The sequence below is a fragment of the Candidatus Arcticimaribacter forsetii genome, assembly GCF_910589745.1.
Lineage (GTDB): Bacteria > Bacteroidota > Bacteroidia > Flavobacteriales > Flavobacteriaceae > Arcticimaribacter > Arcticimaribacter forsetii.
The window spans coordinates 891,951-912,065 of record NZ_OU342399.1; the positions used below are offsets into that span (position 1 = coordinate 891,951).

The following is a 20,115-nucleotide window of genomic DNA, read 5'->3' on the forward strand; positions in this document are numbered from 1 at the left end:
TTTTTAAACCAACAACTTTAATTTTTATTTAAAATAATGCATTTATATTGATTTTATTAACTAAAAGTGTTTTTCTGATTTAATTAAGTTAATTTAGGAGTACATTTGGTTAAAATTAATAATTATGTGTGGTATAGTTTGTGCCTTTGAATTAAAGCAATCATCAAGTGAATTACGTCCTCAAGTACTCGGGATGTCAAAAAACATAAGACATCGTGGTCCAGACTGGAGCGGGATTTTCTCAAATGAAAAAGCTGTTATGGCGCATGAGCGTCTTGCAATTGTAGATCCAACCTCTGGAAATCAACCTCTTTTTAGTGAGGATGGAAGATATATTCTAGCGGCAAATGGTGAAATTTATAACCACAAAGAGTTACGTGCTCAGTTTGAAGGGAAATATAATTTTCAAACAGAATCTGACTGTGAAGTTATTTTAGCACTTTACCAAGAAAAAGGACCTTCATTCGTAGATGAAATGAATGGTATTTTTGGTTTTGCTTTATATGACACTCTAAAGGACGAATATTTTATTGCCAGAGATCATATGGGAATAATTCCTTTATATATGGGATGGGATCAAAACGGTACTTTTTATGTTGCTTCCGAACTTAAAGCGCTGGAAGGAGTGTGTTCTAAAATAGAATTATTTCCTCCTGGTCATTATTTGGTTAGCGGATCTGATGCTCCAGTTCAGTGGTATTCTAGAGATTGGATGGAATATGATGCTGTAAAAGATAACGAGACAAGTATAGAGGATCTACATGACGCTTTGGCTTCTTCAGTTCGTCGTCAGTTAATGAGTGATGTTCCTTATGGTGTATTGCTTTCTGGGGGACTAGATTCGTCTGTTACTTCTGCATTAGCAAAAGTGTATGCGGCTAAACGAATCGAGTCTGAGGGAGATCAAGACGCATGGTGGCCCCAGTTGCACTCTTTTGCAGTTGGATTAGAAGGTTCTCCTGATCTAGCAGCAGCAGCTAAGGTTGCTAAACATATAGATACAGTACACCACCAAATAAAATTCACAATCCAAGAAGGCTTGGATGCGATAAGAGATGTTGTATATCACCTAGAAACATATGATATTACAACAATTAGAGCTTCCACTCCAATGTATCTTATGGCAAGAGCTATAAAGGCATTGGGTATAAAAATGGTTCTCTCTGGAGAAGGTGCAGATGAATTATTTGGAGGTTATTTATATTTTCATAAAGCTCCAACACCAAAAGATTTTCATGAAGAAACAGTACGTAAATTAGATAAACTTCACCAGTACGACTGTTTGCGAGCTAACAAGTCTTTAGCTGCATGGGGTATTGAAGGTCGAGTTCCTTTTTTAGATAAAGAATTTATGGATGTAGCAATGCGCATTAATCCATCGGATAAAATGATTACTTCAGACCGTATGGAGAAATGGGTAATTCGTAAGGCATTCGAAAAATATTTACCGGAGAGTGTTGCATGGAGACAAAAAGAGCAATTTTCAGATGGAGTTGGGTACGACTGGATCGATACCCTCAAGGAAGTTGTCGAGCAAAATGTGTCAGATGAACAAATTAAGAATGCTCATCACAGATTCCCAGTACAAACCCCCCAAAATAAAGAAGAGTTTTATTACCGCTCCATATTTGAAGAGCATTTCCCAAGCGAAACAGCTGCTTTATGTGTGCCTTCTGTGCCGTCTGTGGCTTGTAGTACTCCAGTTGCTTTAGAGTGGGATGAAGCATTCAAAAATATGAATGATCCAAGCGGTCGAGCAGTTGCTAAAGTACACGACGACGCTTATTAAATATTCAAATTATAAACTTTTTAAACCCTCAATTTGTTTGAGGGTTTTTTAGGTAACTTCACTAGCAATTTTTTTCACAAAATGTTAATAACTTCGAGGGTTTAGAATGGTATTTACCCAACAAAACAGAAGCTGTTTTCGTATATTTGGAAGTACTCAGAATTTTCAAATTCTTAATTAATTTAAGCAATGAGCGAAGAAGAAAAAAAACAACAATATTCAGCAGATAGTATCCAGGCCTTAGAGGGAATGGAACACGTTAGAATGCGACCTTCAATGTATATTGGAGATGTCGGTGTTCGAGGTTTACATCATTTGGTTTATGAGGTAGTCGATAACTCCATTGATGAAGCTTTAGCTGGACATTGTAATCAAATATCAGTGACCATAAATGAAGATAATTCGGTTACAACCGAAGATAATGGTCGAGGTATTCCAATTGGAATGCATAAAAAAGAAGGTGTTTCTGCCCTTGAGGTTGTAATGACTAAAATTGGAGCAGGTGGTAAATTCGATAAAGATTCTTATAAAGTTTCTGGTGGTTTGCACGGAGTAGGAGTTTCTTGTGTCAATGCTTTATCTGAAAAATTAACAGCTACAGTTTATCTAGAAGGTAAAATATACGAGCAAGTTTACGAAAGAGGAAAGCCTCAAGCACCTGTACAAGAAATAGGTACGGCCGACAAAAGAGGAACTTCAGTTACTTTTAAGCCTGATCCAGAGATTTTCCAACAAGTATTAGAATACAATTATGAGACCCTTGCAAATAGAATGCGTGAGCTTGCATATTTGAATAAAGGGATCACAATCATACTCGAGGATCGTCGTAATAAAGATGAGAAAGGAGCTTTTATTAAAGATGTTTTTCATTCGGAAGAAGGTTTAAAAGAATTCATACGTTTCTTAGATTCTTCTCGTGAATCAATCATACAAGAAGTAATTTCGATTGAAGGTGAAAAAAATGGAATTCCTGTTGAGGTTGCAATGATTTACAATACCTCCTATTCAGAGAATTTACATTCTTATGTAAACAATATCAATACCCACGAAGGAGGAACACATTTAGCTGGTTTTAGAAGAGGATTGACTTCAACTTTGAAAAAGTATGCTGATGGTTCCGGATTGCTAGACAAATTAAAATTTGATATTAGTGGTGATGACTTTCGCGAGGGATTAACAGCCATCATTTCAGTAAAAGTTGGCGAACCTCAATTCGAAGGACAGACTAAAACTAAATTAGGTAACCGAGAAGTTACTTCAGCGGTTTCACAAGCGGTCTCTGAGATGCTTGAAAACTATTTGGAGGAGCATCCGAACGATGCGAAGATAATCGTTCAAAAAGTAATTTTAGCTGCTCAAGCTCGCCATGCTGCGCGTAAAGCCCGTGAAATGGTTCAACGTAAAACAGTAATGAGTGGAGGAGGCTTACCGGGTAAACTTTCTGATTGTTCCGAACAAGATCCTACAGCATGTGAAGTATTCTTAGTCGAGGGAGATTCGGCAGGAGGAACAGCCAAGCAAGGACGAGATCGAAATTTCCAAGCTATTTTACCCTTGCGAGGCAAGATTTTAAACGTTGAAAAGGCCATGCAACACAAGGTTTTTGAGAACGAAGAAATTAGAAATATATATACTGCTCTCGGAGTTACTATTGGTACAGAAGAAGACAGTAAAGCTTTAAATTTATCTAAACTTCGTTATCATAAAGTAGTCATCATGTGTGATGCCGATGTAGATGGGAGTCACATTTCAACTCTTATTTTGACCTTCTTTTTCCGTTATATGCGTGAATTGGTAGAGTCTGGATATGTATATATTGCAACCCCACCTTTATTCTTAGTGAAAAAAGGAGCCAAAAAACAATATGCTTGGAGTGATCAAGAGCGTGAAACATTAATGGAGTCTTTCGGGCAAGGAGCATCGGTTCAGCGATACAAAGGTCTTGGAGAGATGAATGCAGAACAATTGTGGGATACAACAATGAATCCAGAATTTAGAACATTACGTCAAGTAACTATAGATAATGGTGGAGAAGCAGATCGAGTATTCTCAATGCTAATGGGTGATGAAGTTCCGCCGAGAAGAGAATTTATAGAGAAAAACGCTATTTATGCAAATATAGACGCCTAAGAGAGGGAGTCATAAAATTTTATTAATATTTAAATTAGATTATGAAAGTAACCATAGTAGGAGCCGGAAATGTTGGAGCTTCATGTGCTGAATACATTGCAATTAAAAGAATTGCAAGTGAGGTTGTATTATTAGATATCAAAGAAGGTTTTGCCGAAGGTAAAGCACTTGATCTTACTCAAACTGCAACAACTTTAGGTTTCAATACCAAAATAACAGGTGTAACAAACGATTACAGTCAAACAGCTGGTAGTGATGTTGTTGTAATTACTTCTGGGATCCCTAGAAAACCAGGAATGACTCGTGAGGAATTAATTGGAATCAATGCTGGAATTGTAAAATCTGTTGCAGAAAGTGTATTGGCTCATTCTCCAGATACAATCATCGTTGTTGTTTCTAATCCAATGGATACGATGACTTATTTAGCTTTAAAAGCTACTGGTTTGCCAAAAAATAGAATAATTGGTATGGGTGGTGCGCTTGATAGTTCAAGATTTAAGACCTATTTATCAAAAGCTTTAGACAAACCTGCAAACGATATTCAAGGGATGGTTATTGGAGGACATGGAGATACAACCATGATCCCTTTAACGCGTTTAGCGAGTTATAATGGAACTCCAGTTAGCCAACATTTGTCTTCTTCAGAATTAGAAGAAGTTGCCGCAGCTACTATGGTTGGTGGTGCAACATTAACTAAGTTATTAGGAACTTCTGCTTGGTACGCGCCAGGGGCTTCTGTAGCTTATTTAGTTGATAGTATCGTTAATGATCAAAAAAGAATGATTCCTTGTTCTGTTCTATTAGAAGGTGAATATGGTGAAAATGATATTTGTATCGGAGTTCCTTGTATTCTAGGTAAGAATGGAGTAGAAGAAATTTTAGACATTCATTTAGATGAATCTGAACAAGAGAAATTCAAAAAAAGTGCTCAAGCTGTTCGTGCCATGAACGACGCTTTAGCGAGTAATTTGTAAAAAAAAACTCTAAATTATAAAAAACCGCCTGTTTGGCGGTTTTTTTGCATACAAAACAATCCCATAAAGTTGTTAAATCTTAGCTTATATTTTATATTTGCTCGCCTTTAACACGCTTAAAAATCAAACTAATGCAGAATAACGGACTAATAAAAGTTTTTGGAATCCTTTTTGGAATCGTAAGTATCTATCAACTTTCGTTTACTTTCATATCAAGTGAGCAAGAAGATAAAGCTGCTTCATACGCGATCAATAGAATTTCTGAAGATCAAGCGGACTATGTTACGCTAAGAGAACAAATCGAAACTAACTATCTAGATTCAATCGGAAATCTTCCTCTTTATGGATTTACTTCATACAATGATGCCAAAGGGAAAGAGTTGAACAAAGGTCTTGACTTGAAAGGAGGGATTAATGTAATTCTTCAGATTTCAGTAAAAGATATTTTAAAAGGATTGACGGATTACACAAAAAATCCAACGTTCAATAAAGCTCTTGACGATGCTGATATTCTTCAAAAGAGCACAGATGTTCCATATGTTGAATCTTTTTTCACTGCTTTTGATGCAATCAAGGGTGAAGTAACCCTTGCTAATCCTGATATTTTCGCAAACAGAACTTTAAGTGATGTTATAAATTTTGAGATGACCGATGAGCAAGTTCAACCTATTATTCGTCGTAAAATTGATGAATCTATTGTTTCTGCCTTTGAAGTTTTAAGAAAGCGTATTGATAAATTTGGTGTGACGCAACCAAACATCCAACGTCTTGGTACTTCAGGAAGAATCTTAGTGGAACTTCCAGGTGCTAGAGATGTGGAACGTGTTAAGAAATTATTACAAAGTACAGCTCAATTAGAATTTTGGGAAACGTATAAAAACGAACAGTTTACTAACTTCCTTTATGCAGCAAATAATTTATTAATTGAAAAAGGAGTTCAAAACGACAAAAAGGAAACAGAATCTTCTGCAATTGATGATTTATTAGCAGACGTTGAAGCGAAAGATTCTGCTTCTTTAGCAGTTGGTAATCCTCTTTTAGATCTTGTTAAAGGATACGGATACCAAGGAGGACCAATTTTAGCTCAATTCGCCAAAAAGGATATGCAAACTGTTATGGGTTACCTAGACCTTCCTGAGGTTAGAAGATTATTACCACAACAGTATCGTTATATTAAATTTGCTTGGGGAATTGAACAAGAGAACTCAGAAATTGTAGATCTATATATTTTAAAATCAAATAGAGAAGGACTTCCTCCTCTAAGTGGTGGTGTAATTGTTGACGCATTCAATACGTACGACCAATTAGGTCAGCCTGCAGTCTCTATGCAAATGGATACTAAAGGAGCTCGTATCTGGGAAAATATGACAGGAAAAGCTTCAAGAGAGGGTAGTAACATTGCTGTCGTTTTAGATAACATAGTTTATTCTGCTCCCGGAGTTTCTAAAGGAGCTATCTCTGGAGGTCGTTCAGAAATTTCTGGAAACTTTACTATAAACGAAGCAATCGACTTAGCCAATGTTTTACGTGCAGGTAAATTACCAGCTTCTGCTGATATTATTCAATCAGAGATTGTAGGACCGTCTTTAGGGAAAGAAGCTATTCAAAGCGGAATATATTCTTTCGGTATAGCTTTATTAATAGTTTTACTTTGGATGATTTTCTATTATGGATCATCGGGTATTTATGCGGATGTTGCATTGGTATTGAATATTTTATTGATTTTCGGAATTCTTGCTGGTCTTGGAGCTGTATTAACACTTCCTGGAATTGCAGGGATTGTTTTAACAATAGGTATATCTGTTGATGCTAACGTACTAATTTTCGAAAGAATTAGAGAAGAATTGAAGAAAGGTAAAGGACAACTTAAAGCGGTTGCTGACGGTTTTGACAACGCGTTATCTTCAATTTTAGATGCAAACATTACAACAGGTTTAACAGCATTAATCTTATTTGTATTTGGAACGGGACCAATTAAAGGTTTCGCAACTACTTTATTAATTGGTATTGCAACTTCTTTATTTACTGCAATTTTCATTACAAGGTTATTAATTGACGGTCGATCTGTTAAAGGAAAGGCAGTTTCATTTGCTACTTCTGCAACAAAAGGACTTTTCCAAAGCATGAGTATTTCTTTTCTTGAAAAAAGGAAAACAGCTTATATCGTATCGAGTATTTTAATCGTTTCAAGTCTTATTTCACTTTCAATTAATGGTTTAAACCAAGGGGTTGATTTTGTTGGAGGACGTTCATATACGGTTCGATTTGATAAGATTGTTAATCCTACTGAAATAGAAAATGTTCTTACAGATGCTTTTGGTAGTATCGAAGCAAAAACTTTTGGTGAGGATAATCAATTGAAAATCACAACCAAGTTTAAAGTAGATGAAGAAGGTTCAGAAGTTGACGTAGAAATTTATGAAAAATTATACGCAGGTTTACAAGCTTATTTACCCGCTGGAATAACTTATGATCAATTTGTTAATGGTGCTGAAGATAAAACAGTTGGTATTATGTCTTCTATTAAAGTAGGGCCAACAATTGCAGATGATATCAAGAAGAATTCATATTTAGCAGTTATAGGGTCTTTAATTGTTGTGTTTTTATATATACTATTGCGTTTCCGTAAATGGCAATTTTCTCTAGGAGCTGTAGCGGCTGTATTCCATGATGTATTAATTGTATTAGGTATATTTTCTCTTACTTATTCTATAATGCCTTTTAGTATGGAAATTAATCAAGCATTTATTGCTGCAATACTAACTGTAATTGGATATTCATTGAATGATACGGTTGTTGTGTTTGACCGTATTCGTGAGTTTACTAATGACCACCCAAAATGGAAATTAAACACTACAGTTAATTCTGCATTAAATAGTACACTTAGTAGAACGTTAAATACATCTTTAACAACCTTATTGGTATTACTTGCAATCTTCATCTTTGGAGGAGAGTCCATCCGAGGGTTTATGTTTGCATTAATCGTGGGAGTTATTGTTGGTACATATAGTTCTGTGTTCATTGCAACTCCTGTAATGTATGACACACAAAACGATAAGACAGAGGAATAAAAAACTTTATTTCAAGTTTTAATAAAAAAAAATCACGGTGTAAGCCGTGATTTTTTTTTATGATATTCCTAACGCTTTTAAAAATAATATTCAATAAAAGAAAATTAAAGGTTACCAGCCTTTTTTATTTTTTAAGACACGAATATGTTCTAGATGGTGGAGGCTGTGCCAAGTATATAGCTCCATAACAACATAAATCGGATATTTTTTAGAACGTTCTGGATGCAGATATTCACGTTTAAATTGTTCTCCTGTAAGAGAATTAAAAAATGTAATCCAGCGGTTATGAACCCCTTCAAGGATTAATAAACTAGAGGAAAGGTCTATCTCACGAGCATCTTCTAAGTTAGCCCAGTCTACTTCTGCATAATCTTTTATGCTTGGAGTATTTTCGAGTAATGCATGCTTACATCTTAGGTAGGCATGAGTATGACTATCTGCAAGATGATGAACTACTTGAGCTATTGTCCATCCGTCTTCTCGATAGGGTGTCTGTAATTGATCGAAAGTTAAGTCTTTAGTTTCCTCTCTCAATAAGGTAGGAATCTCTTTTAGGGTCGCTAAAAGTTTGATTTTTTTATCTTCAGATGGTGGTTCAGTTGACCATTCATATTTACCAATAGGAAAACGTAGTTTTTCGAGTGTATCCATGGAAAATTCTTTATTTTAATTCAGTTTTTCTAAACACAAAGAACAATCCAAAAAGAATCATAGGAATACTCAACCATTGACCCGTAGAAAGAATAGGAGCGAATGTTTCAAAACCTCCTTGACTAACTTTTACAAATTCCACCAAAAATCGAACACTGAAAAGTACAGCAAAGAATACACCAAATAAATAACCATTATTGCGGTTAATTTTGTTTTTATACAAATATCTAAGTAAAAAGAATAATGCGATATATCCAATAGCTTCATACAATTGAGCGGGATGCCTTGGGGCTATTTCTCTTCTGTTATCGAACACAACGCCAAAGTTATTTCCAGTATATTTTCCTACAATCTCGGAATTAAAAAAGTTTCCTATACGAACAAATGCTGCTCCTATACTAACAGGAATAACCAAACGATCTAATATCCATATCAGAGGTTTGTAGTTGTATTTTCTCTGATATAAGTATAAACCGATTAAAATCCCAATTGCGGCTCCATGACTAGCTAATCCTCTGAAGCCTGTAAATTTATAATCCCCATTATCAAGTTCTTTTATAGGTAATAGAATTTCTATAATATGATTTTGATAGTACCCCCAATTGTAAAAAAAGACCTCTCCCAAACGGGCTCCTAACAAAGTAGCAATAACTACATAAAAAAGTAGAGGTTCTACATATTCCGTCGACACTTTTTCTTTTTCATATATTTTTTTCATGAGATAAAGTCCAAATGAAAACGCTATAACAAACATCAGGCTGTAATAGTGTATCCCGAAAGACCCTATTTTAAATAAAGTTTCTGTTGGCGCCCAGTGTATTTTTGAAAAAAACATATTATTAATTTTGATGGTTAAAAGTACCTAAAATTTATTACTTAATATTAATTTATGGAACCGGATCAAATCCGCCTTTACTCCAAGGATGACAACTCAAAATTCTTTTAATAGTTAAATAAAACCCTTTGAAAAGGCCGTGTTTTTCAAAAGCTTCTAATCCATATTGAGAACAGGTGGGACTATAACGGCAAGTTGCGGGAGTAAAAGGAGATATAAAAGACCGGTAAAATTTTATTAACAAGACAAAGGGTAGAATTAATATTCTTTTCATGGCCTTTCTTTTAAATACTAAAGCCAGTTCCGTCTTTTCCGTCTTTTAATTGAACTCCAAGAGCCAGAAGTTCATCCCGTATTCTGTCAGATGTTGCAAAGTCTTTATTGTCTCGAGCAGTTTTTCGGATATCAATTAACATTGAAATTGTACCTTCTAAAGCTGCTGTAATAGAAGACTTATTTTCATTTTCATTAAGAGTAATGCCCATTACCTCTTCAACAAAAATTAATATTGTATCTAATAATTTCTCTTGATCTACAGCAGATATCGAAGCTGCTCCGTTACCAACAGCATTTATAAATTTAATTGCATCAAAAAGTTGTGCTATGAGTATTGGGCTGTTAAAGTCATCGTTCATTGCAGCATAACATTTGGTTTCCCAAAGTTCATAGTCGAATCCTTCTGTTTTGTTAGAGGTAGTTATTTTTTTTAGGGTTTGAATTCCCTCTTGAAGTCTATTAAACCCTTTTTCGGAAGCAAGAAGTGCATCTTCACTTAGGTCTACAATACTTCTATAATGAGCTTGCAATAAGAAAAATCGAACAACAGCAGGAGAAAAAGCTTTACTGAAAATTTTGTTTTCACCGGAAAACATTTCTTCGGGTAAAATATTATTGCCAGTTGACTTTGCCATTTTTTGGCCATTAAGCGTTAACATGTTGGCATGTAGCCAGTAGTTCACAGGAGCTTCATTAGTCATAGATTCTGCCTGAGCAATTTCACATTCGTGGTGTGGAAATTTAAGATCCATTCCACCTCCATGTATATCAAACTGATTTCCGAGATATTTTGTACTCATTGCGGTACACTCTAGGTGCCAGCCTGGAAATCCATCGCTCCATGGTGACGGCCATCTCATGATGTGTTTTGGTTCCGCTTTTTTCCATAAGGCAAAATCTTGTGGGCTTTTTTTATCAGTTTGTCCCTCAAGACTTCTAGTGTTGTGAATTAGATCTTCTATTTTGCGACCACTGAGTTTTCCGTAGTTATGTGATTCGTTGTATTTCAGAACATCAAAATATACAGAACCGTTGATCTCGTAAGCAAATCCTTTGTCCAGTATTGATTTTATTATTTCTATTTGTTCAATAATATGACCAGTAGCAGTTGGCTCTATACTCGGAGGGAGGTTGTTAAATTTGGCTAATGTTTCATGGAAGTCAACTGTATATCGTTGAACTACTTCCATGGGTTCAATAGACTCTAAACGTGCTTTTTTTGCGATTCGATCTTCACCTTCATCTGCATCATTCTCTAAGTGACCTGCATCTGTTATGTTCCTTACGTATCTTACTTTATAACCTAAGTGCTTAAGGTATCTAAAGATTAAATCAAAAGACATAAAAGTTCGGCAATTACCTAAATGAACGTTGCTGTAAACAGTAGGTCCACAAACATACATTCCAACATAATTAGGTGTAATTGGTTTAAAAACTTCTTTTTTTCCACTTAAGGAATTGTATACAGAAAGTTGCTGCATTAGAATTCTGTGTCGAGTTGGATATAATCCAAAAATTCGCGCTTTGTTTCTTTAGTTTTAAATGCTCCTCCAAATTCGGAAGTGATTGTGCTACTACTTATATCTTTTATTCCTCTTGAATTAACACATAAATGTTTAGCATCAATTACACAGGCCACGTCTTCAGTACCAAGTACTTTTTTCAATTCGTCAACAATTTGTAACGTTAAACGTTCTTGAACCTGTGGGCGTTGAGAATAGTATTGAACGATTCTATTCATTTTAGACAAACCAACAACAGTGCCTTTAGAAATATAGGCTACATGTGCTTTTCCTACTATTGGAAGTAAATGATGCTCGCAAGTAGAGTAAACAGTTATGTTCTTTTCTACAAGGATTTCCCCGTATTTGTAATTGTTACTAAAAGTCGATGCTTTTGGTTTGTTGTCTGGATGAAGTCCGCTAAAAATTTCGTTGACATACATTTTAGCAACTCTTTTTGGAGTTCCTTTAATACTGTCATCTGTCAAATCCATACCTAAGATTTCTAGAATTTCACCAACCTTTTCTTCAATCATTTCGATTTTTTTAGGGTTGCTAAGTTCAAAAGCATCAGGTCTTAACGGAGTTATTGCACTACTACCAACATGATCGTCACCATAGATGTCGATCTTTTCTTCAAGGGAATTATTAACTTTCATAGATTATTTAAGTAAAGCAAAGATAAACATTTATGCCACATTTTTTAAGGCAACTTGTTATTTAGACAACAGGTTTTATCTAGAACTTTAAGGAATAGGTTAATCCAATCGTTAAAACTTCTTTCTTTAAGTCAAATTTGTCTATTAAGCCAGTTGAAAATAACTGCTGTTGGTTTATTCGCTCACTGCTTACAATACTCAAATCTAATGTACTTCCTCCGAAATTAATTCCAGCGCCTATACTCTTAGAAGTTCGGCTATTGTCAAATGTTTTCAATGATGCTCCTTCTTCTATAAAACCTCCTCTTATGCTATAATTTCCAAAACGATATTCTCCTCCAATTTTTAAAATCCCAGAGGAGTCTAAATTACTGGTAATTAGTGAATTTTGATTATTCAAATAAGTATCATTTGGCTCGTTAAATTTCGATTTGTCATAATTTACTTGGGTGTAATCTAAACTTAGAAGCCCTTTCTTTCCATAAACATATGCAATACTCCCATTGTATTTAGAAGGTGTATTAAACCTGTATGCTGGATACTCATTTATTACATTCGGTTCTATAGTTATGTTCCTCTCTGTATTAGTAACAATGAATTGTCTAGTTTCTTCTAATAAACTAAAGTAAGTTGGGCTTTCATAACTCAATCCAAGACGTATATTATTATTTAATTTTGAAATAACCCCAAGCTGAAAAGAAACCCCTTTACCAAAAGTGTACAACTCATTGTTAAACCTCAGAGCACTGATATTAGAATCATCAGAATAGTTACTTTCATAGAAGTTGGTAGATTCTCTATATTCTAAGTTATGTGAATTAATATTCAATCCAAAATGGTGTTTGTTATTAAGCACAGCACCTGCATTAAAGGTGTATTTTTTTATTCCTCCAGTTCTATTCGTAACATATTCATGAAAAAATCCACCTGCTCCTGGAGCTACATTGCTATAATAGGAAGTATTAATCGGCGTATCCTCATCAGCTTCAATCACATAAGATTGATACCCTAAAAATCCCTGCTGAGCACTGTAACCAAATTCACTTGCTAGAAATCCATACAAATCGGAATCATTTTCATCATCTATCAATTGAAAATTTTCAAGAGCAAAACCTTGAGCATTATTGAGGAAATACTCATCAATTCCACTTGTATTATAACCTTCGGCTTCAAAATTGTTGTTGAAGTTTGCTGTTTTCTGAAAATTAAAAGCAAAACTTATTTTTGACCAAGGGCTGTCATCTGTATTTTTCAATACCAAAACAAACCCCATTTGATCAAAATCTAAATCACGATTATCGGTAACATAATTAGTGTTCAAATAATCTGTATTATTTATATTTTTAATGGAACTTGCAGTAATTCCAAACTCAGTTATTTCAAAAACAGAACTGGCTGCAGGGTTGTTTGCAATCGCTCCAAAATCCCCTCCAAGGGCTCCAAAAGCACCTCCCATAGCGTTGTAACGGGCAGTTCCATTCTGATTTGTAGTGCTATATCTTAGAACGTCTTCTAGTGTTTGACCGCTGACAGAGGTGGTAAAAAAAAGCAAAACTATGGCTCTATATAAATGATTCATATTAAATTCTTAAGTATGTTTAAATTGATTAATTTCTTCTATTTGAACTAACTGATCTTGAGCTCGATCTGGAAGAAGAACTACTACTTCTTGCGCTAGAGTTTGAACTAGATGATCTTGAACTGTTAAAAGAAGGTTCAGAACTCCTAGTTGTACTTCTAGAAGAGCTTGAGCTAGGTCGAATTCTTTTGTTCGATTCATTGGTGTTAGCTCTACTGTTAAGATTGAAACGTATTTCTCTAGGAGGAGTAGCGTTGTTACTTTGTCTAGAAGTTATATATCTTCTTGCATATTCGCGGAGACGTTCTTCTTTATTCGCCTCAGGATTTGCAGTATTTCTTCCAGAACTGATAACTGTTGGTACATCAACCTTATTGCTTCTAGAATTTATATTTCCTCTTCTTGTAGACGTTGCAGAAGTTCTAGTCCCTCTAATATTATTGCTATTGGTTTCGTCTTTGCCTCTTCTAGATTTAGATAGAGCTCTTCTTACAGGAAGGATACGATTATTAACGATTCTATTTCCGTTTCTGTTGAATTGATTGAAGTAATTAAATCCATTGAAGCGATTAAAACCATTAAATCCGTAATAATTTCCAAAATATGGGTTAAAGTACGCGTATGGAAAAGAGGAGAAGTGTGGATTATAAAATCCCCATCGATACGGGTTATATAAACTCGCATTATTCCCAAAGAATCCTCTATTAAAATTTCCAAAGATAAAGCCGTTATTGAAATATGGATCAAATCTTAAATACCCTAGATTATAGTCAACTGGGCTTCCTAAGAAGTAAATATTAGTGTTTTGCGGATTACTTCCCCATTGACCTAAAGTTCCTTGAGTGGTGTTTAATGCACCTCCAACATAACTGTTTGTGTCCGTGAAATACAATCCGTCTACATTATCATCCCAGTTGTATTGATTTGAATCCTGGTCTATAAATTGAGTGTTAGCAGAATTACTAGAAACAACTTCCGATGGTGAGGCTTTTACAGAATTTTGATCACTCCCATATATCCCATCGATTGCGTATTGCGATGTCGGCTGAAAGCTACCGCACGAATGAAGAATCAATACAATAGAAAGAAGTAATGTTACTCTTAAAGTAGAAAGTGATACATGATTTTTCATAAGGATTAGCTTTAGTTGTTATACAAAAGTAATTTAAAATAATTTCTTTTAGAAATTGTTTCTGTTAATGTTATTTCAAATTCTGTGCCACAAAAATTATTATTTAAAAAGGAACCTATTTCCCCTGTTAAATTCCTATTGATTTAATCTTTAAATAAAAAAATGTTAAAGTATACTTGAAGTTATGTTTCAATATTTTCTGTATACATACTAGGTCCTTGAATATAGGAAGGAATTTATTTCGGATAACATTCAGATATTAATAGCATAATCAGAACTAAAATAATTAGTTTTGTACTTTAATTCTCTAGTGAAATTTCTAGTTTAACACGATTATAAAACAATGTCAAAAAAACTAACTAAACGCTCGGAAGATTATTCTAAGTGGTATAACGAATTAGTGAATAAAGCTGATTTAGCTGAAAACTCTGCAGTAAGAGGATGTATGGTAATTAAACCCTATGGTTTTGCTATATGGGAAAAGATGCAAGCTGAGTTGGACAAAAAATTTAAGGAAACAGGTCATCAAAATGCTTATTTCCCTCTTTTTGTTCCCAAGAGTCTTTTTGAAGCAGAGGAAAAAAATGCTGAGGGTTTTGCGAAAGAGTGTGCAGTGGTGACTCATTATCGACTTAAGAACAATCCAGATGCAGAAGGAAAGTTGATGGTTGATCCTGAAGCTAAGCTTGAGGAAGAGCTTGTAGTTCGTCCGACCAGTGAAGCAATCATATGGAATACCTATAAAAACTGGATTCAATCATATAGAGACTTACCAATTAAAATAAACCAATGGGCAAATGTAGTTCGTTGGGAAATGCGCACCCGTTTATTCTTAAGAACGGCTGAGTTTTTATGGCAAGAAGGTCACACGGCTCATGCAACTAGGGAAGAAGCATTAGAAGAAACACTTTTAATTAATGATGTTTATGCAAATTTTGCGGAGAACTTCATGGCAATTCCTGTTATAAAAGGGGTAAAGTCAGAAAGTGAACGTTTTGCAGGAGCAGAGGAGACGTATTGCATTGAAGCATTAATGCAAGACGGTAAAGCTTTGCAGGCTGGAACCTCCCATTTTTTAGGACAGAATTTCGCAAAAGCATTTGATGTGAAGTACGCAACCAAAGAAGGTGGTTTAGAGTATGTTTGGGCCTCTTCTTGGGGAGTTTCAACTCGTTTAATGGGAGCATTAATAATGACTCATTCTGACGATAATGGATTAGTTTTACCTCCAAACTTAGCACCAATACAAGTTGTTATTGTGCCTATTTACAAGGGGGAGGAGCAATTGGCGGAAATTTCTGTAGTTGCAAACAGTATAAAACAAGAATTAGAACAGGTTGGAGTAAGTGTAAAATTTGATGATCGTGATAATGTTAAACCTGGTTTTAAATTTAATGATTACGAGTTAAAAGGAGTGCCTCTGAGAATCGCTATTGGGCCCAAAGATTTAGAGAAGAAATCGGTTGAATTAGCTAGAAGAGACACTTTATCAAAAACATTTGTTCCTCAAGATGAACTCGCAACATTAATCCCTGAATTACTTAAAGAAATTCAAGAAACACTCTTTACAAAAGCTAAAGACTTTAGGAATGATCATGTTACTGAAGTAAATGATTTTGATGAGTTTAAAGAAGTTTTAAAGACTAAAGGAGGGTTTATTTCTGCACATTGGGATGGGACATCAGAAACAGAAGATCAAATAAAAAAGCTTACAAAAGCAACTATTAGATGTATTCCTTATGATTCTGAACTACAAAATGGATCTTGTGTATTTAGTGGGAATCCGTCATCACAAAGGGTTTTGTTTGCTAAAGCCTATTAATCAACGAAATGAGAACACTCTGTTTTTTAAAGAAATAATATTTTAAAAAAATCAATAAAAATTAATCGAAAAGGGTTGCGAGATATATTTATTCGTTTTAAATTTGCAACCATAAAAAATGGCCCGTTCGTCTATCGGTTAGGACGTTAGGTTTTCATCCTAGAAAGAGGGGTTCGACTCCCCTACGGGCTACACATAAAAAAACAACATTTAGATGGCAAATCATAAATCTGCATTAAAAAGAATTAGATCAAACGACAAGAAGCGTTTACGTAACCGTTTTCAACACAAAACAACACGTAATGCGATCAAAAAGTTAAAAGAATTAACTGATCGTAAAGAGGCTGATGTTTTATTAAAAAGCGTTATTTCTATGGTAGATAAACTTTCTAAAAGAAACATCATTCATGCTAACAAAGCTGCAAACCTTAAGTCTAAATTGACTAAGCACGTTTCTGCTATCTAGTAGTTGAAAATTTTAATATAAAGCACTATCATTAGATAGTGCTTTTTTTGGTCTTAACTCAAGATACTTTTAATGTAAATTGGTTCAAAAAAAAGCGCTGTTATTAAACAGCGCTTTTTTATATTTATAATTTATCAAAAACTACGTATTCATAGAAATCAGGAACTCTTCATTGTTTTTAGTTCTCTTAAATCTATCATTTATGAATTCCATAGCTTCCACAGGGTTCATATCCGCAAGATACTTACGCATAATCCACATACGCTGTACTGTATTTTCGTCTAATAAGATATCATCACGTCTTGTACTAGAAGAAATAAGATCTATTGCAGGGAAAATACGTCTATTAGAAATCTTACGATCTAATTGTAACTCCATGTTTCCAGTACCTTTAAATTCTTCAAAAATTACTTCATCCATTTTAGAGCCGGTTTCAGTTAAAGCGGTTGCAATGATTGAAAGAGAACCTCCTTTTTCAATATTTCTAGCTGCACCAAAGAATCTTTTTGGTTTATGTAATGCATTCGCATCAACCCCACCACTTAGAATTTTTCCAGATGCAGGTTGAACGGTGTTGTAAGCTCGGGCCAAACGAGTTATTGAATCCAATAATATAACAACATCGTGTCCACATTCTACTAAGCGTTTTGCTTTTTCTAAAACAATATTAGCAACTTTTACATGTCTATCTGCTGGTTCATCAAAAGTTGAAGCAACTACCTCTCCTTTTACATTACGTTGCATGTCGGTTACCTCTTCCGGACGTTCATCAATTAATAAGATTATTTGATAGACTTCAGGATGATTAGCCGCAATTGCATTTGCAATATCTTTAAGTAACATGGTCTTACCCGTCTTAGGTTGAGAAACAATCATTCCTCTTTGTCCTTTTCCAATCGGAGAGAATAAGTCGATAATTCTTGTAGAAATCGTACTTTGTTTTTCTGCTAATTTGAATTTTTCTTGTGGGAAAAGGGGAGTCAAATGTTCAAATGAAACACGATCGCGAACCACTTTTGGATCAAGACCATTAATTTTATTAACTTTGATAAGGGGGAAATATTTTTCTCCTTCTTTTGGCGGTCTAACGGTACCTAATACTGTATCTCCAGTTTTTAATCCAAATAAACGTATTTGTGACTGAGAAACGTATACGTCATCTGGAGATGAAAGATAATGGTAGTCAGATGATCTTAAAAATCCATAACCCTCAGACATTATATCCAGTACACCTTCTGAGTCAATGATCCCTTCAAATTCATAATCAGGCTCACGATATCTATTACGCTTGTCTTTGTTATGATTGTGATCTGCTTTCTTTTGGTTGGGATTATTGTTTTTTCTCTGGTTTGGATTTTGTTTATGGTTTCCGTTTTGTTTCTGGTTTGGATTCCCGTTTTGTTTTTGATTTGGGTTTCCTTTATGAACGGGTTTTTTAGAATCCTGTGGATTTACTTTTTCAGGCTTTGAATTTTCCTTAGAATTGGTTTCTGATTTTGTTTCTTCAGAAGTTTCCTTTTCAACCGAAATTACTTTTTTATTTTTTTGTGGTTTCGGCTTGTTTGTTGTTGGTTTCGGTTCAGACCCATTTTTTTCATCGTTAACAACGAGTTTACTTTCCGTTGTTTTGGGAGCTTTTTTAATTGCATCTGGGTTTGCTGAAACGAAGTCGATTATTTGATAAATCAAATCCATTTTCTTCAAGCCTGTAATTCTTTTTACTCCAATTGACTTAGCAATAACCTGTAAATCAGGTAGTTTTTTACTCTTTAATTCTGATATTTCGTACATTCTTTATTTGTGAAATTGACTTCTCCCGTAGAATCCGGATTAAGTATGATGTTTTGTTGAAGAACATCTACTGGAATAGTAGATTGTTATAACAATATTACGAAAAAAATATAACCTCCAACGAAAAATCTTTAATTTTGAAAAAAAAAATAATGCTTCAGAGAATCCAAACCGTTTTTTTATTGTGCTACATCATGTTAATACTGATTGTAAATTTCTTTTATCCTCCTGCTATTACGGATAGTTTACAAGAACTTTCATCTTTAATTACGCTTGCTCCCTATATTTTTTCAATACTTATTTTTATTAATATTTTATTGTTTTCAAAACGCACATTGCAACTTTTAATGAATAGAATTATTCTTTTTGCATCAATTGCATTAGAGATAGCACATCTGTATATGTATGATTCACAAAATTTTGAGCTACAAAGTCTTTTTTCTGTTCATTTTATAGCTGTTTTAGTAAGTTGGATCTTACTTATTGTAGCTAATAAATACATTAAAAAAGATGAAAATTTAATTCGTTCTGTAGACCGTTTGCGTTAGTCTTTCACAGATCCCCTTATTCCAAGTTCAATTGCCTCAAGATTTTCAATTTTAGCTCCATTTATTTCAAAGCGAAGCATGGTTCTTATTTTATGAAACCCTTGAACTCCTGCAGCACCAGGATTCATATGTAAGTGGTTGTATTTTTTATCCTGCATTACTTTTAGGATATGAGAATGTCCACATATGAATATTTTCGGGAATGATTTACTCAATGCCTCCCGAACTTTTGGGTTGTATCTTCCCGGGTTTCCACCTATGTGTGTCATTAAAACCTGAACTTTTTCACAATAAAAATGTTGAAACTCTGGAAAAGTGACTCGTGCCTCTTGCCCGTCTATGTTTCCATAGACCGCTTTTAGTGGTTTCAGTTTTTCAATGGTATCAGTAACATTTAGATCTCCGATATCACCAGCATGCCAAACTTCGTCCGCTTGTTTAACATACTTTAAAATACTATTGTCTATATGTCCATGGGTATCCGAAAGAAGTAATATTTTTTTCAACTAGGTGTAAAGTTTTTAATGTACATTTATGAAACCAAATCTTATTCTAATGCAATATACTGCAAAACACCCTTGCAACTCTTTTATTGATATAGTTTCAACTGGAATAAATTATCGTTTGTTTGAAGATCATGTTTCAAAGGAAATTTTATATTCTGATATAACTCGGATGAATATAAAAAAAGAGTACCCTTCTCATTTTAAATTACTGTTTTTTACGGGTTCATTTTTAATTTCAACTGGAATATTGTTTAGTAATGTAAATGGCTTTTTCAATGTTATTCATGCTATTGTATGGGTAGTTTTTTTTATATGTAATTAAAATTAAAGAATCGTATACAATTCAAATTCATAGAGGGCCTTTAGTTGCTGAAGTTTTTTTAA

At 34.3% G+C, this 20,115-nt stretch carries 17 protein-coding genes and 1 tRNA gene; 9 read left to right on the forward strand and 9 right to left on the reverse strand.

Features of this window, described 5'->3' with window-relative positions; genetic code table 11:
* Nucleotides 1–124: 124 nt before the first annotated feature.
* The 4 genes from asnB (at nucleotide 125) to secDF (ending at nucleotide 7,964) form a co-directional block, all read left to right on the forward strand.
* On the forward strand, nucleotides 125–1,789 hold the full coding sequence (asnB, locus tag NG655_RS04035; RefSeq protein WP_252158064.1) for an asparagine synthase B: 1,665 nt from the start codon (nucleotides 125–127) through the stop codon (nucleotides 1,787–1,789).
* A gap of 189 nt (nucleotides 1,790–1,978) precedes the next feature.
* Nucleotides 1,979–3,919 (forward strand): DNA topoisomerase (ATP-hydrolyzing) subunit B, encoded by a 1,941-nt coding sequence (gene gyrB / locus NG655_RS04040; RefSeq protein WP_252158065.1) that lies wholly within the window; start codon nucleotides 1,979–1,981, stop codon nucleotides 3,917–3,919.
* Between the two features lie 41 nt (nucleotides 3,920–3,960).
* Nucleotides 3,961–4,893, forward strand: a complete 933-nt coding sequence (gene mdh, locus NG655_RS04045; RefSeq protein ID WP_252158066.1) for a malate dehydrogenase — start codon at nucleotides 3,961–3,963, stop codon at nucleotides 4,891–4,893.
* 131 nt (nucleotides 4,894–5,024) lie between these two features.
* Nucleotides 5,025–7,964, forward strand: a complete 2,940-nt coding sequence (gene secDF, locus NG655_RS04050) for a protein translocase subunit SecDF (protein ID WP_252158067.1) — start codon at nucleotides 5,025–5,027, stop codon at nucleotides 7,962–7,964.
* Nucleotides 7,965–8,075: 111 nt separating this feature from the next.
* Here the strand turns inward: secDF and NG655_RS04055 are convergent, their stop codons facing one another.
* The 7 genes from NG655_RS04055 to NG655_RS04085 all read right to left on the reverse strand — a co-directional run bounded on the left by NG655_RS04055 (nucleotide 8,076) and on the right by NG655_RS04085 (nucleotide 14,598).
* Nucleotides 8,076–8,615, reverse strand: coding sequence for a YfiT family bacillithiol transferase (locus NG655_RS04055; protein WP_252158068.1), 540 nt, complete (start codon nucleotides 8,613–8,615; stop codon nucleotides 8,076–8,078).
* A gap of 10 nt (nucleotides 8,616–8,625) precedes the next feature.
* The gene (lgt, locus tag NG655_RS04060; RefSeq protein ID WP_252158069.1) at nucleotides 8,626–9,450 is read right to left on the reverse strand and encodes a prolipoprotein diacylglyceryl transferase; all 825 of its coding nucleotides are present in this window, start codon (nucleotides 9,448–9,450) and stop codon (nucleotides 8,626–8,628) included.
* A 52-nt stretch (nucleotides 9,451–9,502) separates the two neighbouring features.
* A complete protein-coding gene (gene yidD / locus NG655_RS04065; RefSeq protein ID WP_252158070.1) occupies nucleotides 9,503–9,724 on the reverse strand; it encodes a membrane protein insertion efficiency factor YidD in 222 nt (73 codons plus the stop codon).
* A gap of 10 nt (nucleotides 9,725–9,734) precedes the next feature.
* Nucleotides 9,735–11,207, reverse strand: a complete 1,473-nt coding sequence (gene cysS / locus NG655_RS04070) for a cysteine--tRNA ligase (protein ID WP_252158071.1) — start codon at nucleotides 11,205–11,207, stop codon at nucleotides 9,735–9,737.
* Nucleotides 11,207–11,887 carry a GTP cyclohydrolase I FolE gene (gene folE, locus NG655_RS04075; protein ID WP_252158072.1) on the reverse strand — a complete coding sequence of 227 codons (681 nt, stop codon included), beginning with the start codon at nucleotides 11,885–11,887 and terminating at the stop codon, nucleotides 11,207–11,209. Before folE ends, cysS begins: the two co-directional genes overlap by 1 nt.
* A gap of 79 nt (nucleotides 11,888–11,966) precedes the next feature.
* Complete coding sequence (locus NG655_RS04080; RefSeq protein ID WP_252158073.1) at nucleotides 11,967–13,466, reverse strand: outer membrane protein transport protein; 1,500 nt, start codon at nucleotides 13,464–13,466, stop codon at nucleotides 11,967–11,969.
* A gap of 28 nt (nucleotides 13,467–13,494) precedes the next feature.
* Nucleotides 13,495–14,598 (reverse strand): hypothetical protein, encoded by a 1,104-nt coding sequence (locus NG655_RS04085; RefSeq protein ID WP_252158074.1) that lies wholly within the window; start codon nucleotides 14,596–14,598, stop codon nucleotides 13,495–13,497.
* 343 nt (nucleotides 14,599–14,941) lie between these two features.
* Here NG655_RS04085 and proS point away from each other — a divergent pair, with 343 nt between their 5' ends.
* The 3 genes from proS to rpsT all read left to right on the forward strand — a co-directional run bounded on the left by proS (nucleotide 14,942) and on the right by rpsT (nucleotide 16,886).
* Entirely contained in the window at nucleotides 14,942–16,420 is a 1,479-nt protein-coding gene (gene proS / locus NG655_RS04090; RefSeq protein ID WP_252158075.1) for a proline--tRNA ligase, read from the forward strand.
* 120 nt (nucleotides 16,421–16,540) lie between these two features.
* A tRNA-Glu gene (locus tag NG655_RS04095) sits at nucleotides 16,541–16,612 on the forward strand.
* Nucleotides 16,613–16,634: 22 nt separating this feature from the next.
* Nucleotides 16,635–16,886, forward strand: coding sequence for a 30S ribosomal protein S20 (gene rpsT, locus NG655_RS04100; protein WP_252158076.1), 252 nt, complete (start codon nucleotides 16,635–16,637; stop codon nucleotides 16,884–16,886).
* A 141-nt stretch (nucleotides 16,887–17,027) separates the two neighbouring features.
* Here rpsT and rho read toward each other — a convergent pair whose 3' ends face one another.
* A complete protein-coding gene (gene rho, locus NG655_RS04105) occupies nucleotides 17,028–18,677 on the reverse strand; it encodes a transcription termination factor Rho (protein ID WP_252158077.1) in 1,650 nt (549 codons plus the stop codon).
* A gap of 152 nt (nucleotides 18,678–18,829) precedes the next feature.
* On the opposite strand from rho, the gene NG655_RS04110 reads away from it, so the two are divergent.
* Nucleotides 18,830–19,225 carry a DUF4293 family protein gene (locus NG655_RS04110; RefSeq protein WP_252158078.1) on the forward strand — a complete coding sequence of 132 codons (396 nt, stop codon included), beginning with the start codon at nucleotides 18,830–18,832 and terminating at the stop codon, nucleotides 19,223–19,225.
* Here the strand turns inward: NG655_RS04110 and NG655_RS04115 are convergent.
* A complete protein-coding gene (locus tag NG655_RS04115) occupies nucleotides 19,222–19,731 on the reverse strand; it encodes a metallophosphoesterase family protein (protein WP_252158079.1) in 510 nt (169 codons plus the stop codon). The genes NG655_RS04110 and NG655_RS04115 overlap by 4 nt on opposite strands.
* Nucleotides 19,732–19,759: 28 nt before the next feature.
* Here NG655_RS04115 and NG655_RS04120 point away from each other — a divergent pair, with 28 nt between their 5' ends.
* Nucleotides 19,760–20,053, forward strand: coding sequence for a hypothetical protein (locus NG655_RS04120; protein WP_252158080.1), 294 nt, complete (start codon nucleotides 19,760–19,762; stop codon nucleotides 20,051–20,053).
* Nucleotides 20,054–20,115: the final 62 nt, after the last annotated feature.